This is a genomic window from Nitrospirota bacterium (assembly GCA_016214845.1).
Lineage (GTDB): Bacteria > Nitrospirota > Thermodesulfovibrionia > UBA6902 > UBA6902 > SURF-23.
This window is the reverse complement of sequence record JACRMS010000032.1, coordinates 49,250-64,762: the sequence shown is the minus strand read 5'-3', so window position 1 is coordinate 64,762 and position 15,513 is coordinate 49,250. Positions and strand designations below refer to the sequence as shown.

The 15,513-nt window shown below is 52.1% G+C and carries 13 protein-coding genes; 8 read left to right on the top strand and 5 right to left on the bottom strand.

Annotated elements, in window-relative coordinates; all coding sequences use genetic code 11:
- The first annotated feature begins 24 nt into the window (after positions 1–24).
- The 4 genes from HZB61_11230 to HZB61_11215 all read left to right on the top strand — a co-directional run bounded on the left by HZB61_11230 (position 25) and on the right by HZB61_11215 (position 3,632).
- A complete protein-coding gene (locus HZB61_11230) occupies positions 25–1,242 on the top strand; it encodes a bifunctional 3,4-dihydroxy-2-butanone-4-phosphate synthase/GTP cyclohydrolase II (GenBank protein ID MBI5057173.1) in 1,218 nt (405 codons plus the stop codon).
- Between the two features lie 108 nt (positions 1,243–1,350).
- The gene (locus HZB61_11225; GenBank protein MBI5057172.1) at positions 1,351–1,812 is read left to right on the top strand and encodes a 6,7-dimethyl-8-ribityllumazine synthase; all 462 of its coding nucleotides are present in this window, start codon (positions 1,351–1,353) and stop codon (positions 1,810–1,812) included.
- A 70-nt stretch (positions 1,813–1,882) separates the two neighbouring features.
- A complete protein-coding gene (gene nusB / locus HZB61_11220; GenBank protein ID MBI5057171.1) occupies positions 1,883–2,323 on the top strand; it encodes a transcription antitermination factor NusB in 441 nt (146 codons plus the stop codon).
- 16 nt (positions 2,324–2,339) lie between these two features.
- Positions 2,340–3,632, top strand: coding sequence for an adenylosuccinate lyase (locus tag HZB61_11215; GenBank protein MBI5057170.1), 1,293 nt, complete (start codon positions 2,340–2,342; stop codon positions 3,630–3,632).
- A gap of 112 nt (positions 3,633–3,744) precedes the next feature.
- Here the strand turns inward: HZB61_11215 and HZB61_11210 are convergent, their stop codons facing one another.
- From HZB61_11210 to HZB61_11190, 5 genes are all read right to left on the bottom strand, one after another.
- Complete coding sequence (locus HZB61_11210; protein MBI5057169.1) at positions 3,745–4,848, bottom strand: aminopeptidase; 1,104 nt, start codon at positions 4,846–4,848, stop codon at positions 3,745–3,747.
- Between the two features lie 188 nt (positions 4,849–5,036).
- Positions 5,037–6,476 (bottom strand): efflux transporter outer membrane subunit, encoded by a 1,440-nt coding sequence (locus HZB61_11205; GenBank protein ID MBI5057168.1) that lies wholly within the window; start codon positions 6,474–6,476, stop codon positions 5,037–5,039.
- Position 6,477: 1 nt separating this feature from the next.
- On the bottom strand, positions 6,478–9,759 hold the full coding sequence (locus HZB61_11200; GenBank protein MBI5057167.1) for a multidrug efflux RND transporter permease subunit: 3,282 nt from the start codon (positions 9,757–9,759) through the stop codon (positions 6,478–6,480).
- A 14-nt stretch (positions 9,760–9,773) separates the two neighbouring features.
- Complete coding sequence (locus tag HZB61_11195) at positions 9,774–10,949, bottom strand: efflux RND transporter periplasmic adaptor subunit (protein MBI5057166.1); 1,176 nt, start codon at positions 10,947–10,949, stop codon at positions 9,774–9,776.
- A gap of 222 nt (positions 10,950–11,171) precedes the next feature.
- Positions 11,172–11,837 carry a DUF3313 domain-containing protein gene (locus HZB61_11190; protein MBI5057165.1) on the bottom strand — a complete coding sequence of 222 codons (666 nt, stop codon included), beginning with the start codon at positions 11,835–11,837 and terminating at the stop codon, positions 11,172–11,174.
- Positions 11,838–11,975: 138 nt separating this feature from the next.
- Here HZB61_11190 and HZB61_11185 point away from each other — a divergent pair, with 138 nt between their 5' ends.
- The 4 genes from HZB61_11185 to HZB61_11170 are packed head-to-tail and all read left to right on the top strand — an operon-like array spanning position 11,976 to position 15,501.
- Positions 11,976–13,103: an ABC transporter permease gene (locus tag HZB61_11185; GenBank protein ID MBI5057164.1), complete on the top strand. Its 1,128-nt coding sequence runs from the start codon at positions 11,976–11,978 to the stop codon at positions 13,101–13,103.
- Positions 13,104–13,137: 34 nt separating this feature from the next.
- The gene (locus HZB61_11180; protein ID MBI5057163.1) at positions 13,138–13,899 is read left to right on the top strand and encodes an ATP-binding cassette domain-containing protein; all 762 of its coding nucleotides are present in this window, start codon (positions 13,138–13,140) and stop codon (positions 13,897–13,899) included.
- The gene (locus HZB61_11175) at positions 13,896–14,885 is read left to right on the top strand and encodes an MCE family protein (GenBank protein ID MBI5057162.1); all 990 of its coding nucleotides are present in this window, start codon (positions 13,896–13,898) and stop codon (positions 14,883–14,885) included. The genes HZB61_11180 and HZB61_11175 overlap by 4 nt, the downstream gene beginning before the upstream one ends.
- Before the next feature lies 1 nt (position 14,886).
- Entirely contained in the window at positions 14,887–15,501 is a 615-nt protein-coding gene (locus HZB61_11170) for a membrane integrity-associated transporter subunit PqiC (protein ID MBI5057161.1), read from the top strand.
- Positions 15,502–15,513 lie beyond the last annotated feature (12 nt).

Here is a 15,513-nt window from a genome sequence, read left to right as displayed (position 1 = left end):
GCTAATAGCTTTTTGAGGAGAACGATGAAAGGCAAATATAAATTCAACACCATTGACGAAGCGATTGACGATATAAAAAATGGAAGGATGATCATTCTCGTTGACGATGAGGACAGGGAGAATGAGGGCGACCTTACCATTGCCGCCGAGAAAGTAACGCCGGAGACGATAAACTTCATGGCTAAATACGGCAGGGGGCTTATCTGCCTCTCAATGACTTCTGAAAAAGTTGAGGCCCTTAAACTGCCGATGATGGCTGACATGAATACCTCCAGGTTCGGCACCGCATTCACTGTCTCCATTGAAGCGAGAAAGGGAGTTACCACAGGCATCTCAGCACATGACAGGGCCAAGACCATCAAGACAGCGATAAATCCGAAATGCAAACCCGAAGACCTTGCGATACCCGGGCATATATTCCCGTTGCGCGCGCAGCCCGGCGGCGTGCTCCAGCGCGCCGGACAGACGGAAGGCTCCGTAGACCTTGCGCGTTTAGCGGGGCTTAATCACTCAGGCGTCATTTGCGAGATAATGAATGACGACGGCACAATGTCAAGGGTACCGCAGCTTGCAAAGTTCGCGCGCAAACACGGCTTAAAAATGGTCACTATAAAAGACCTGATCCAATACAGGATGCGTAATGAATGCCTTGTGACAAGGCTCGCTACGACGACAATCCCCACCGCACATGGTGGCGAATTTACGGCCATTGCCTTTGGCAACATGGTTGATGATTCCGTCCATATAGCGCTTGTAAAAGGCGACATCTCTCCTGAAAAAGATACGCTTGTTAGAGTCCACTCAGAGTGCCTTACCGGCGACGTGTTCGGCTCCAAGAGATGCGACTGCGGGGAGCAGCTGCACAAGGCGCTTGCGCTGATAAAGAAAGAAGGCAGGGGCGTGCTGCTTTATATGAAACAGGAAGGCAGGGGCATCGGTATTGTCAATAAGCTTAAGGCGTATGCCTTGCAGGACAAAGGATTTGACACGGTTGAGGCAAACGTGAAGCTTGGTTTCAAACCTGATCTGCGGGATTACGGCATAGGCGCGCAGATACTCGTCAACCTCGGCGTGCGCAAGATAAAGTTGATGACAAACAATCCCAAAAAACTTATCGGCCTTGAAGGCTACGGACTGCGCATTGTTGAAAGGGTCCCGGTCGAGATAGCGCCTCATGAGAAAAACATAAAATACCTTTCTGTAAAAAAGAAAAAGCTCGGACATATGCTTGAAAATGTATAAATTATTTAAAAATGCAAAGGGCATAGCGCAAAGAGCAAAGGGTTGTGCAAGCAACAATGAAACTTGTTGCCCTATGCCCTTTGCGCTATGCTATTCAAGGGAGGGATTATGAAAAGATTTGAAGGTGAGCTTCAGGCAGAAGGACTTAAATTTGCAATAATCGTAAGCCGCTTTAATGACTTCATCACCGGCAAGCTCCTTGACGGCGCTGTTGACGCACTGATAAGGCACGGCGCTTTGGAAAAGAACATTGATATTATAAAAGTCCCCGGCGCCTTTGAACTGCCGCTCGTAGCGAAGAAGGCCGCCCAAAAGAAATCATACGACGCAGTGATATGTCTTGGAACAGTTATCCGGGGCGCGACCCCGCATTTTGATTATGTTGCCGCTGAAGCCTCAAAGGGAATTGCCACGGCTTCGATGGAAACAGGGGTCCCGATCGCATTCGGCGTACTGACAACCGATACGATTGAGCAGGCCGTTGAGCGCGCAGGGACCAAGAGCGGCAACAAAGGCTGGGACGCCGCAATGGTTGCAATTGAAATGGCGCAGCTGCTAAAAAAATTATGAAAATTTATAAGCAAATCTCCTGTAGGGGCGGGTTTAAAACCCGCCCCTACTTGTCACGCGTCACTGCCTTATGAAACGCCGAAGATCCAGAGAGTACGCTTTGCAAATCCTCTTTCAGCTTGACCTCACAGGCGGAGAATTCAATGAAGACGTGTGGAAGGAGTTCTGGGAAAACATTAAAGAAGAAGATGCGGTAAAGGACTTCACCCGTGACATAGTTGTAAACACCCGGAAAAATCTTGCTGAAATAGACGCAACAATAAAAAAAGCCGCTGAACACTGGTCCCTCGAAAGAATGGCTGTCATAGACAGGAACATCCTCCGGGCCGCCACATATGAACTCCTTTACAGAAAGGACATCCCCCCTTCGGTCGTGATGAACGAAGCCCTCGAAATAGCCAAGAAATACTCAACGGAAGAATCCTCTCCGTTTATAAACGGCATTCTGGACAAGATCGCGCGCTTAATGACACCGGGGTCCGGCAAGAAAGCAAAAAAGTCGTCTGGATGATATAGGAGAATAATTTATGATACCACGTTACACAAGGCCTGAGATGGCAAAAATATGGGAGCCGGAGAATAAATATCAGAAGTGGCTCGATGTTGAGATCGCGGCCTGCGGGGCATGGGCAAAGCTTGGAGCGGTCCCGAAGAAGAGCCTTGCCGTGATAAGGAAAAAGGCGGCGTTCAACATCAAGCGTATCGATAAAATTGAAAAGACCGTCAAGCATGACGTCATTGCATTCCTTACATCTGTTGCCGAAAATGTCGGCCCGGATTCACGCTTCATCCACAAGGGACTTACATCTTCAGACGTTCTCGATACCGCACTCGCGCTTCAGATGAGAGAGGCCTCGGACATTATCATCAGCGATGTCAAAGAACTTTTGAAGGTGCTGAAAGCAAACGCCGTCAAATATAAAAACACACTTCGTATGGGAAGGAGCCATGGCATTCACGCGGAGCCTACAACTTTCGGACTTGTGTTTGCCCTGTGGTATGAAGAGATGAAGCGCAACCTCTTCCGCCTGCAGTGCGCTAAGGAAACCATAAGCTACGGAAAGCTTTCAGGCCCGGTCGGGACCTTTTCAAACATCCCTCCGTTCATTGAGCAGCATGTTTGCAAGGAACTCGGTCTGCAGCCCGCTCCGGTTTCAACCCAGATAGTCCAGAGAGACCGTCATGCTGAATTCATGAACGCCCTTGCGCTCGTGGCAGGGACAATTGAAAAGATCGCCGTTGAGATCAGGCATCTCCAGCGGACAGAGGTGCTTGAGGCCGAGGAGCCGTTTGAGAAGGGCCAGAAAGGCTCTTCCGCGATGCCGCACAAACGGAACCCTATCGGATGCGAAAACCTGAGCGGGCTTGCGCGCGTTGTGCGTTCAAACGCGATGGCGGCAATGGAAAATATCGCGCTGTGGCACGAGAGGGACATCAGCCATTCTTCCGTTGAAAGGATAATCATACCGGACAGCACCATACTCATTGACTACATGCTTGTGAGGCTGACTAATATCCTCAAAGGGCTCAACGTTTACCCGGAGAGGATGCTTGAGAACATCAATAAAAGCTTCGGGCTTTACAATTCGCAGCGAGTCCTGCTTGCCCTGATTGAAAAAGGAATGAGCCGGGAGGACGCCTATCAGTTTGTGCAGAGAAACGCCATGGAAAGCTGGAGCGGCAAAAGGGAGTTTAAGGAGTTTTTAAAAGAAGACAAAGAGATAAAAAATTATCTCTCCTCAAAAGAAATAGAAAAGCTCTTTGATCTGTCCTATTACCTGAAGAACGTGAATTATATATTCAAGAGGGTGTTCAAGTAAACTCGGAATTCCCCTCTTCATGAAGGTGTAATTTTGTCACCCTGAATTCATTTCAGGGTCTTTATGCTGCTATAGATTACGGCGGATGCTGAAACAAGTTCAGCATGACATTTTACAGCTTGTTGGAAATCTTTCCGGCTTTCAGAAGAACCTTTTTCCTTCCGTTTTTATAAACCAATGTCACTGTGGGTTTGAAAAAAACAAAGTCCTGGTGAAATGACGCCCTGACTTTTCCGCCGAAGGTGCTGTTGTCTCCAAGGGCGATATGGATCGTGCCGAAGATCTTTTCCGACTCAAGAATGTTGTCAGGCCGTGAGGCCTTGTCGTTCGTGCCTATTCCGAGTTCCGCTATATTTGCGTTCTCCTTTTTTTCGGAAAGCTTTGACCGTAAATATTCTACGTACTTCTCTTTGCCCTCAACCTTTGTCGCCATGCCTTTTTCAACAAGAAGGGTCATCGGACTTTTCAATTTTCTTGTCGGAGCCCAGTCAAGCACGAGTCTGCCGTTTGCAGTGCCTTCAAGCGGGGCGAGGTAGACCTCTCCTGCCGGGAGGTTGCTGAATGTCCCGGACTTTTTGATAATGCCTGTGTCTGCTTTCGCCTCACGGCCTTTTTTTGAAAGCGTGATAAAAGTCCCGTTCGGGGTTTTGATCTCTATCTCTTCGCTCTTGTTCACTGCTACGGCGATCTTTGTTGTCCGCTCAAGCATCGTCTTGTAATTTACCCTCATCGCTCCTTCAAGCATTTCCTCGTCAAAGAGCGGCATACTCGCGTATCTCGTCCCGCAGATGCGGTTTAACATGTCCCTGAATTTCGTGTGGCTTGTTGAATAATATGAAAGCGCGATCACCGCGTCAACGGCTTCTTCCCTGTGCGCCTTTATAATTTTTTCGATCTCCCTGTTCTGAGCCTCCGAAGTTTTTTTGGCGAGAAGGGGTTTGAAAAGTTTTCTGCGTTTTATTTCCTTATGAACATTCTCTCCGAATGCCTCTCTCCACATCCCCTCCGGCGGCTCAACCCCATGACTGCCTGTTGGCTGGTATTCGATGCAGCAGATGTGCGGAGTAAAGTTTATCCCTGCCTCCGCAATACGCTTTGTGATCTTTCTCAGCTTGCTGTTATATCCGTCTGTGAAGACAATGACCCTTTCCGTCTTCTTCACTCCGAGGTTAATTTTAAATATGTTGTCTATGGCATTACCGATCTGATCTTTCATGAATTAAATTATACATGAATAAATAAAGAAGCTGCAGCAAAGCAGCCTAAACGACAATTGTCATCCTGAACTTGTTTCAGGATCTCAGCATTTTTTACATTCTGAAAGTATGAGATTCTGAAATGAATTCAGAATGACAGATCAGGCATTTTCTAAAATGCCTGACGGTCTGTAATCTGCGGGGAGAATTATTGTCCTCTGTTTGCTGCGTCTTGACTTATTGCCGTAGTCATCCGGTCTGCCACGGCTACCCAGCCGCCGCCCATGGCCTTGTAAATGTTTACAAGTGAGGTGAACAACGCGACGCGGTACTGTGCGTAGTTGAGTTCGGCGGGAAAAAGCTGCTGCTCGGCCTGGAGCACTGTCGAATAGGGCGCGTACCCGCCGTCGTACTGAAGCTGTGCGAGGCGGACATACTCGCCGCTCGCTCTGATGAGGCGCTCCTGCGCCTGGACCTGCTCGACAAGTTTCTTGCGGGCAACCAACGCGTTCTCGACGTCCGCGAAAGAATTCTGGACAGTTAATTCGTAGTTGAGGAGCGCGGCCTTCTGTATTGCCTCGGCCTGCTTTACCTGTCCGTAGATAGCGCCTCCTGTAAATATTGGCCCTGTGAAAGACCCGGCATAACTCCAGACCCGCGCAGGGCCCTTAAAAAGATCGGACAGATCCGGGCTTTCAAACCCATAGGCCCCGGTAAGGGAAATTGAAGGAAAGTAGAGCGCCCTGGCCGCGCCGATCTGCGCGTTGGCCGAGATAAGATTCTGTTCGGCCTGGCGAATGTCGGGACGGTTCATGAGAACATCCGCTGGAAGTCCCGCGGGAACAGCGGGCAGCATAAGCTCATTGATCGTCTTTCCGCGAGTGATATGCCCCGGATTGCGCCCGGTCAGGACCGAGAGAGCGTTCTCGGTCTGGGCGATCTGCGATTCTATCTGCGGGATTGCGGATGCGGCAGTTTCGTATTGGGTGCGCGCCTGCTCAACGTTCATCTGTGACACCTGGCCGTACTTGAAACGCAGTTCAAAAATTTTGACCGATTCGGCATATGTTTCGAGCGTGCGTTTTGAAATTACGAGCTGCTCATCGAGGCCGAGGAGTTGGACATAGTTGCCTGCCACTGATGAAACGAGGGAAAGGATTACCCCCCGCCGCGCTTCCTCTGTTGCAAACAGGTCCGCCTGCGCAGCCTCGGAGAGCCGCCGGATGCGGCCCCACAGGTCTATCTCCCAGCTCGCGCTTGCAAGCGCCTGATATGTAGACTGCGGGTTTGGCACTATTGAAAAAAGAAGTTCGGCCCCGGACTCGCTTGCGCGCTGTCTCGCACCGCTGCCGCTGTATCCGATCTGCGGGAAGAGCGGCGACCGTACCTGCATCAGCACGGCGGCGGCCTGTTCTACATTTGCGGCAGCGATCCTGATATTCCTGTTGTTGGCAAGCGCCTCGGTGATCAGGGCGTCAAGCGCCGGGTCCTGGAACTGTTTCCACCACCCGGTGTTCGCGGTGTCACGGACTTCTTTCTCTTCGTAAATAAAAGCGGCAGGCACATCAACCTTAGGCCGCACATAATCCGGCCCGGCCATGCAGCCGGTGAGAAAGATGGCAAACGCGGCAGCAAAAAGCATTCGCATATCAATCATCCAACTGCTCCTCTCGAGGCGCATTTTCAAGCTTGACCTTTGATGACATGGATGATGTTATCGCCGGGGCATCCACATGCTCCGCCTGCGGAACATTTTCAACCGCGCCTCCGCCCGTGAGAGTTTTCCCGCTGGTTACTTTAGTCTTCTTCTTTTCTTTTGAGCGCTCGCCAAGCCGGTCAAAGATGTAGAACAAAAGCGGAACATAAAGCATTGCCAAAGTCGTCTCGCCGATCATGCCGCCGATGATCCCGGTGCCGATGGAGTGCCGGGCGTTTGCGCCTGCCCCCATCGCGATTGCCAGTGGAAGCACGCCGAAGGCGAACGCAAGCGAAGTCATGATGATTGGTCTTAGTCTCTGCTCGCCTGCCTCGATCGTGGCTTCCATTATCGACTTGCCCTGTTTGCGCAATTCGACCGCAAATGACACTCTCAGGATGGCGTTCTTTGCCCCAAGGCCGATCAGCACGAGAAGGCCGATCTGGAAGTAGACATCGTTTTGCAGTCCGCGAAGCCAGTTCGCTGTAAGCGCGCCGAGCACCCCGAAGGGCACAGCCATCATCACAGAGCACGGCAGCGTCCATGATTCATATTGCGCGGCAAGCACGAGGAAAACTATGATGAGGCCGAACACAAACGCGATTGCAGATGTGCCGCCGGACTTTTTTTCCTCAAAGGCAAGGCCTGACCACGCGACAGTGTAGCCATGCGGCAGCACTTCACCTGCTACCTCTTCCATCGCAGCGATGGCCTGCCCGGAGCTGTACCCCGGCGCGGCATTGCCATTCACCTTTGCTGCGGGGAAGCCGTTGAAATGCGGAAGCAGATCCGGGCCAGTCACCCACCTGGTCGTAACGAGTGCGGAGAGCGGGACCATTTCGCCCTCGCTCGATCTCGTGTAAAGGCGAGTCAGGTCTCCGGGGTCCTGACGATATTTAGGTTCGGACTGCAGGATGACCCGCCAGACCCTGCTGAACTCGTTATACTGGCTGACCACGAGGGAGCCGAACTGCGCCTGAATGGCGCTGTAGACGTCTTTAACGGGAACACCGAGGAGGTTCGCCTTCTCGCGGTTTACATCCGCGCTCAACTGCTGCGTGGTGGCGCGGAAGGTGGTGCTAAGGCCGGAAAGCTCCGGACGCTGACGCGCCTTATTGATGAATTGTTGTGTAAGCTCATCCAGCCTCGCAGGCTCACCGGCGCCTGTGTCCTGTATCCAGAATTCAAAACCTCCGGTAGTCCCGATCCCCGGAATCGAAGGCGGGGCCACGGGAATTACAAGTCCCTCAGAGATGCCCCTTGCCTCCCTGTTTAAATTCATCAGCACTGCGCGCGCGTTTTCGGCAATCGCTTTTTTGGCTGATGAATACCGCTCTTCAAAAGGTTTCAGCGTTACAAAGAAAGTCCCGGCATTTGTCTTGTATCCGCTGTCAAGCAGGCTGTAGCCTGTAAACTGCGTGCGGTCTTCGACCCCGGGTATTTTTTTAAAGATGGCCTCTGTGCGGTCTGCAACGGACCTGCCTCGTTCGAGGCTTGCGGCGTCCGGCATGATTATCGCGGTCATTACATATCCCAGGTCTTCGTTCGGCACAAAGCTCGTGGGGAGAGTTTTGAAGAGATGGATAATTGAATAAACAAGCACCGCAAGGATTACAAAGGCAATGATCATCCTTTTGATGACGAGTGTCACGGCACTGCCGAATCCTCTTGTAATGCCGTCGACTCCCCGGTTGAACCAGGCGAAAAAACCGCGCGTGGTAGGCTCGCTGTGCTTCAGCAGGACACCGCACATTGCCGGGGTGAGTGTGAGCGCAACGAACCCGGAGACCGCCACTGAAATAACAATTGTAATTGCAAACTGCTTGTAGAGCTGCCCGGTAGTGCCGGGAAGAAATGCCGCGGGAATAAAGACTGACGCCATCACCAGCACCACCGCAACGAGCGAGCTGGATATTTCCCCCATGGCTTTGATCGTCGCTTCCTTTGGCGAGAGATGGAACCTTGCCATATTGCGCTCTACGTTTTCAACCACAACGATAGCGTCATCAACGACCATGCCTATTGCGAGCACCAGGCCAAAGAGTGTGAGCATGTTTATGGAAAAACCTAATGCAAGCATCCCCGTGAAGGTGCTGACAAGCGCGACGACGATCGCGACGGCGCATATGATGGTGGAGCGCAGGCTCTGGAGGAAAAGGTATACGACAAGCACAACGAGTATTATCGCCTCAAACAGTGTGTCTTCCACCTCTTTGATCGAGATGCGGACGAAATCATTTGTGTCAAGGGAGATCGCGTAGTCGATCCCCTCGGGGAAACGGGGTCTGATCTCTTCAAGGGTCTTGCGGACAGCCTCCGATACTTCGAGGCCGTTTGCCCCAGGCTGCTGGTAAACTACTATAAAGGTCGCGGGCGTGCCGTTGAGTTTACTGTCGATTACATATTGCATCAGGCCTACCTCGGCGTGTGCAACGTCCTTCAGGTGAACTATGCTGCTTCCGTCCCGGCTTGCGCGCAGGATTATATTTTCGTACTCTTCAGGCCGGGTGAACGGTCTTTGAGTTACGACAGGGAATGTTAACTGCACAGGACCCGATGTGGGCTCCTGCCCGATCTGCCCGGCCCCGTACAGTGCGTTCTGGCTCGCAACGGCCTGCTGTATGTCGCTTGTTGTGATCCCGAGAGACGCCATCCTGTCCGGGTCCAGCCAGATGCGCATGGCCTGGTCCGGCACACCCATGATCTGCGCCTGCCCCGCGCCGGGCACGCGCTTGATGGCGTCGAGGACATAGACATTGGCGTAATTCGCGATGTACTCGCTGCTGTAGCGCCCTCCCTTTGCAAGGACGCCGATAAGCATCATGATCGAAGAGGCCTTTTTTTGCACCTGCACCCCCTGCTGCACGACGGCGTCCGGCAGTTGAGGCATTGCGAGACTGACCCGGTTCTGCACCTGCACCTGCGCGATGTCCGGATCAGTATCGAGAGTAAAATAGACGGTGAGAGTCAATTGTCCATTCGAGGAGCTCGCCGAAGACATATAGAGCATGTTGTCCACCCCGTTTATCTGCGCCTCTATCGGAGCGGCAACAGAGTCAGCGAGGGTCTGCGAATCAGCGCCGGGATAAGTTGTTGTGACCGTGACCTGCACGGGGGTGATCTTCGGATACTGCTCAACCGGGAGCGCCTGCATTGCAACAAGTCCCGCAAGGCATATGATGGTTGCGATCACAGTAGCGAAGATAGGCCGCTCAATGAAGAATTTGGAGAACACGGATCACGTCCCCTTTATCTGCTGTCGGTTAATAAGTTTGCTTTCAGTGCAGGGCCGGAATTATAGGGCTTTACAGTTACAGACATGCCAGGACGAAGCGTGAACCCGCCGTCAACCACCACCTGCTCACGGTCCTTAAGCCCTTCATAGATGAACCAGTCATCACCGTGCCACTCGCCTGTCACTACCGGCCGCTGTTCAGCCTTGTTGTCCTTGTCCACCACCCAGACAAAGTGGCCCCTTGATCCCTGCTGCACCGCGCGCTGGGGCACAATGATCGACTTCGGCCTGACAGCGCCCTTTAATCGGGCGCGCACATACTGGTTTGGACGCAGTACGCCATCAGGATTATTCACACTTGCGCGGATAAGAAAAGTTCCGGTCTGCGCGTTATAAGACGGTTCGGCAAAAGTTATCTGCCCTGTATATGGATAGACCGAACCATCAACGAGTATGATCTCGACTATGTAATTTCCTGCGCCGGGAGTGCGCAGCAGACCTTTGGCGGACTGGTCGCGGAGTCTTTGTATTTCATTCTCGGAGATGCTGAAGTTCACCCACATAGGTGAAAGCACCGCCACCGTGGTAAGCAGGCTGTTCTGCGGATTTATGTACGTGCCGTCTGTCTGGCGCGCTGAACTGCTGACGCCGGTCACAGGAGAGGCGATCGTCGTGTAGGACAGGTTTAGTTTCGCTGTTTCCACCTGCGCCTTCGCCTGCTCAACCGCAGCAGCATTGGACTGGTACTGGCCTGTTGCGTCATCAAGGTCTCTCTGCGAGAGAGCGTTTTGCTCAGCGAGAGGTTTTGTGCGCGCGAGATTCAAACGGGCTGTTTCAAGAGCCGCCTCCTGTTTGGCAAGGGCGGCCTGTGCCTGGTCAAGCTGCACCTGAAACGGCTTGGCATCCATCTGGAAAAGCACCTGCCCTTCTTTCACCAGAGCCCCCTCAGTGTACAGGCATTTGTCGAGGAAGCCGCTGACCCGCGCCTGTATGTTGACCAGATGAGAACTCTGCGTCTGCGCCACATACTCCGCGGAAACCGGGACATCCTTCGCGCTCACATTCATAACCGAAACTACCGGCGGCTGCGGCGCCGATATCTTTTGCTCTTTCTTGCAGCCTGTGAAAAGAAATACAGAGCATATGAAAATGATGAACGATGAAATTATCTTTCTGTCTTCAAATCCCATGTGTAAGCCCTTTCTCTAACCTGTTCCCTGCTCTCGAAATGAAAGCCTGTTCCAGAATTTCTATAATCGACAATAAAACAGTAGCTGGTAGTTGAGTAGACAGTAGTTAGGGGTCCCCAACTACTGCCTACTGACTACCCTTTCAAGGTGTCGCATAGAAATTTTTCAACAGCCTTCCATTTCTGCAACCATTGCAACTGAGTTCAAATTGATTGCACGTTATTATTTTATCCCGTGAACATTGTCCAGAAATATTTTCAGCCTCTCCGACCAGAATTCAAAGGCGTCCTTTGCAGCCCCAAACTTTGTCAGTCCTGAAAGTTTTGAACCTTCCTGTTTATCAATCGCGGCAGCGAGCCGCTCATTTGTGAGAGAATCGAGAAACTCGGCCTCAATGCCCGCGCCTCCAACGCCCGTGTGTTTTCCTGTTACACCCTTTTTTATTGCGCTTATAGCAAGACCGACAGGTATCACGGTGGTAATACCGCTTGCCGCCGGATTGCTCGGTTCAAGGTCGGTAATGGCAACACGCACCCTCAGTACATCAGCGCCCGGTTCTCCCACAATGGGATAAGCCCCCTGCAGCGCCTTCACTGCGGCAAGGTGAAACGCATCCGCCATCTCCTTCATCTCTTCCGCCTGGATCCCTTTGTGCTCCGAGTCCTTTTTTAAATAGAACACCACGTAATCCAGCATGACCTTGTTGTACTTACTGAAGTCGACACCCTCCTTCAAATAGACGAAATCAACGCCGCCTTTCGGTCCCGGTTGGAAGGTTGGATAGTTCTCAAGGAACCCGGAATACTTCACCTGCTTTTGCGCGCATCCGGATGCAATGATCAGAATGGATCCGATTATTACAAATAAAATTCTCTTCCCTGCTTTCATGGCCCACCTCATTTTATAGATTAGTCCTTTTACAATTCTTGTATCACTAACGAAAATCAACGTCAATGCAGATTTCCTAATGAGATTATAAGTGGCGTCCGTCTTTACATATCATGGTTAAGTGATATCATTTTAATCATGAAACCCGAATTGAGTTTCAACAGGCCGGACAATAAGACATTGCAAATCAGCCTTGCGGGGGACTGGGTGCTTGGAATGGATGTTCCCGCTGCCGGTAAAACCAGGGAAGAGATCAGCGTCAACTCCGGGGTCGAGAAAGTGATATTTAATACGCTGGACCTCAAGAGCTGGGACACGGTGGTCCTGACGTTCCTGGTCAAAATCATCGCCCACTGCGCCAGTGTCAATATGAGCGTAGACAAAAACGGATTGCCGACTGGCGTTCAGCGTCTTTTGGACCTTGCCTCTGCCGCGCCGGAGAGAAAAGGTGTGAGAAAGGAAGCGGCACGCATCCATCTTCTTGAACAGGTCGGCGGGTCGGCTTTAACATTTTGGCGGACGCTTGTTGAAATGACGGCCTTTATCGGCGAGGCCTTTGCAGCATTTTTAAAACTGCTTCAGGGCAGGGCGAGATTTCGCAGGTCCGACCTCTTTCTAACGATACAGCAATGCGGGGCGCAGGCGCTTCCCATCGTCTCTCTTATCAGCATCCTTGTGGGCCTTATCCTCGCTTTTATCGGGGCGATCCAGCTCAAGATCTTCGGCGCGCAGATCTACGTTTCAAGCCTCGTGGGAATAGGAATGGTCCGCGCGCTTGCCGCTATCATGACCGGCATCATTATGTCAGGCCGCACCGGCGCTTCCTTTGCCGCCCAGCTTGGTACGATGCAGGTGAACGAGGAGATAGACGCCCTGAAGACACTCGGCATCTCACCTGTTGAGTTCCTCGTTCTGCCGAGGATGCTGGCCCTTTTTCTCATGATGCCCATCCTCAGTCTCTACGCAGACCTGATGGGCATTTTAGGCGGACTGATCATCGGGGTAACCATGCTTGACCTGAATTTCACGGAGTACTACAACACAACCAGGGAGGCGGTGAGCATTACTGATTTCTGGATCGGCCTTTTCAGCGCGGCGGTCTTCGGTGTGCTCGTCGCGCTTTCCGGATGCATGAGAGGTATGCAGTGCGGCAGAAGCGCCTCGGCAGTTGGAGAAGCCACCACTTCTGCGGTGGTGACAGGCATTGTGAGCATCGTAGTTGCTATGGCGGTGATAACTGTAATATGTAACATTCTGAATATTTAGCGCGTATTAATCATAAATTTTTATTTGGAGCGCCATGGAAAAGCCGGAGCCTCATATAGTTGTTCAGGACCTCACCATGGCATACGGAGACTTTCTGATACAGAGAGACCTCACTTTCACAGTGAATAGAGGCGACATCTTTGTTATCATGGGAGGAAGCGGCTGCGGCAAGAGCACCTTACTTCGCCACATGGTCGGGCTTAAGGAACCGGCAAAGGGAAAGGTGTTGTACCGGGGCGTGAGCTTCTATGACGCGGATGAGAAGGAGCGGGAGAGGATCATGAGAAACTTCGGCGTGCTCTATCAGAGCGGCGCACTCTGGAGCTCCATGACCCTTGCCGAGAACACGGCCCTTCCTCTTGAAGAGTATACAGACCTGGCTGACGACGAGATCAGGGAAATAGTTTCCATAAAACTCGCACTGGTCGGGCTTGCGGGTTTTGAAGACTACTATCCTTCCGAACTCAGCGGCGGTATGAAAAAGCGCGCGGGGCTTGCGAGGGCCATGGCCCTTGATCCGGAAATTCTTTTTTTCGATGAACCCTCTGCCGGACTTGACCCGGTCAGCGCGCGCCTGCTGGACAATCTTATCCTGGAGCTGCGGGACAGCCTCGGCGCAACCGTTGTGATCGTGACGCACGAACTCGCCAGCATCTTTGCCATCGGCGACAATTCTCTCTTCCTGGACGCGGGGACAAAAACTATGATCGCCGGCGGGGACCCTAAAGAACTTCTATCAAGCTCCAGGGACCCAAGGGTGAGGAATTTTCTCACGCGGGGAGCGGAGGCAATGTGATAAAAGCCAACAAAAGCCTTATCGGCGCTTTCGTCCTCGGCGCCATCGTCCTTGTGATCGCCGGGGTCGTGGTCTTCGGGTCAGGGAAGTTTTTCAAGAAAACGTATAAGTACGTTATGTTCTTCGAGGGCTCGGTCAAGGGACTGAACGTAGGCTCTCCAGTCATATTCCGAGGTGTCAAGGTAGGCCAGGTCACCGGCATAAAACTGCGCTTGAATTTGAAAGACCTCATAGTTATTATTCCGGTCTACATCGAACTTGACCCGGCGCAGGCCGATATTGTGGGCGAGCTGAAAGATGGCTACAACCTTAAGGCCATGATAGCGAAAGGGCTGAGGGCACAGCTCCAGATGCAGAGCATCGTTACCGGACAATTTCTGATAAACCTTGATTTCTATCCCGACAAGCCGGCCAAATTCGCGGGAAAAGAAAAAACCCTCGAGATACCTACGATACCCACTCCGCTGGAGGAGCTGACAAAAACGATCCAGGACCTTAAACTCGGCCAGACCCTCAAAAAGCTTGACAGCGCGGTCGAAGGCATCGACCGGCTGGTGAATTCCCCTGAGCTAAAAGAGGGCATTGTCTCTCTGAACCAGGCGCTAAGAAATATTGACACGCTCGCAAAAAATATCGATTCAAAAGTTGCGCCTGTTGCATCAAGCATTGAGGAAACGTCCGGGGCCGCCCGCGGGGCCTTTGCTCAGGCCGAAAAGACCCTTGCATTAAAAGAAGGCGTTCCAGCCGAATTGGCCCAGGGAATCAGGGACACCCTCGCGGCGGCGCGCACAACCCTGCAAGAGACACAAAGCGCGGTCGCGGGCATCAAACGGGTCGCCGATCAGAACGCAAATATAGGGTATGACTTAAGCAGGACGCTTGATGAGATCTCCGAGCTTTCCCGCTCTCTCCGCTCCCTGACTGATTATCTCGACCGGCATCCTGAGGCCCTGATCAGAGGTAAAAATTTACCGGGAGGAGACTGACATGGCACGTGTATTTTTTCGTGGACCAGGAGTACTGTTAATTTTTTTTCTGTTGACGCTTTGCGGATGCGCCGCTTCCACGCCGTCCAGATTTTATCAACTGAGTTCCGTAAAAATCGAAAGTAGACCGGCGGCAGAAGCCTCGCGTGATAAAAGCGTTATCGTCGCGGTCGGGCCTTTGCGCATTCCCGATTATCTGAACAGGCCGCAGATCGTGACACGCTCCGGCGAAAACGTGATCAGGCTCGCGGAATTTGACAGGTGGGCAGGCTCGCTTGATCACGATATTACCCGCGTACTCGTAGAAAATATTTCTACACTTTTGCCCGCGGAATCCTTTTTTGTGACTCCATGGATTTCCGCTATGCAGCCGCCTGCGGCCCACTGGTACCGTGTAGAGGTCAGCATCATGCGTTTTGAAGGCGCTCCTGGCGGGTACGTGCAAATGAAGGCCCACTGGGCGATTTTCGATAAGGACAAAGGGATGCTCCTAAAACGGGAATCGAACATCAGCGAGGAAGTCCACGGCGCTGGCTATGAGGCATTTGTTTCCGCCCTGAGCAAAACACTTTTCAGTCTTAGCAGGGACATTTCAAATGCGGTCATGTCCCTCTGATTTGATGACGGC

Bases quoted from the DNA above. Each gene is read 5' to 3' on its own strand.
- HZB61_11215 (MBI5057170.1), top strand. From the start codon at position 2,340: ATGATACCACGTTACACAAGGCCTGAGATGGCAAAAATATGGGAGCCG.
- HZB61_11180 (MBI5057163.1), top strand. From the start codon at position 13,138: ATGGAAAAGCCGGAGCCTCATATAGTTGTTCAGGACCTCACCATGGCA.
- nusB (MBI5057171.1), top strand. From the start codon at position 1,883: ATGAAACGCCGAAGATCCAGAGAGTACGCTTTGCAAATCCTCTTTCAG.
- HZB61_11225 (MBI5057172.1), top strand. From the start codon at position 1,351: ATGAAAAGATTTGAAGGTGAGCTTCAGGCAGAAGGACTTAAATTTGCA.
- HZB61_11185 (MBI5057164.1), top strand. From the start codon at position 11,976: ATGAAACCCGAATTGAGTTTCAACAGGCCGGACAATAAGACATTGCAA.
- HZB61_11195 (MBI5057166.1), bottom strand. From the start codon at position 10,949: ATGGGATTTGAAGACAGAAAGATAATTTCATCGTTCATCATTTTCATA.
- HZB61_11210 (MBI5057169.1), bottom strand. From the start codon at position 4,848: ATGAAAGATCAGATCGGTAATGCCATAGACAACATATTTAAAATTAAC.
- HZB61_11205 (MBI5057168.1), bottom strand. From the start codon at position 6,476: ATGCGAATGCTTTTTGCTGCCGCGTTTGCCATCTTTCTCACCGGCTGC.
- HZB61_11230 (MBI5057173.1), top strand. From the start codon at position 25: ATGAAAGGCAAATATAAATTCAACACCATTGACGAAGCGATTGACGAT.
- HZB61_11190 (MBI5057165.1), bottom strand. From the start codon at position 11,837: ATGAAAGCAGGGAAGAGAATTTTATTTGTAATAATCGGATCCATTCTG.
- HZB61_11170 (MBI5057161.1), top strand. From the start codon at position 14,887: ATGGCACGTGTATTTTTTCGTGGACCAGGAGTACTGTTAATTTTTTTT.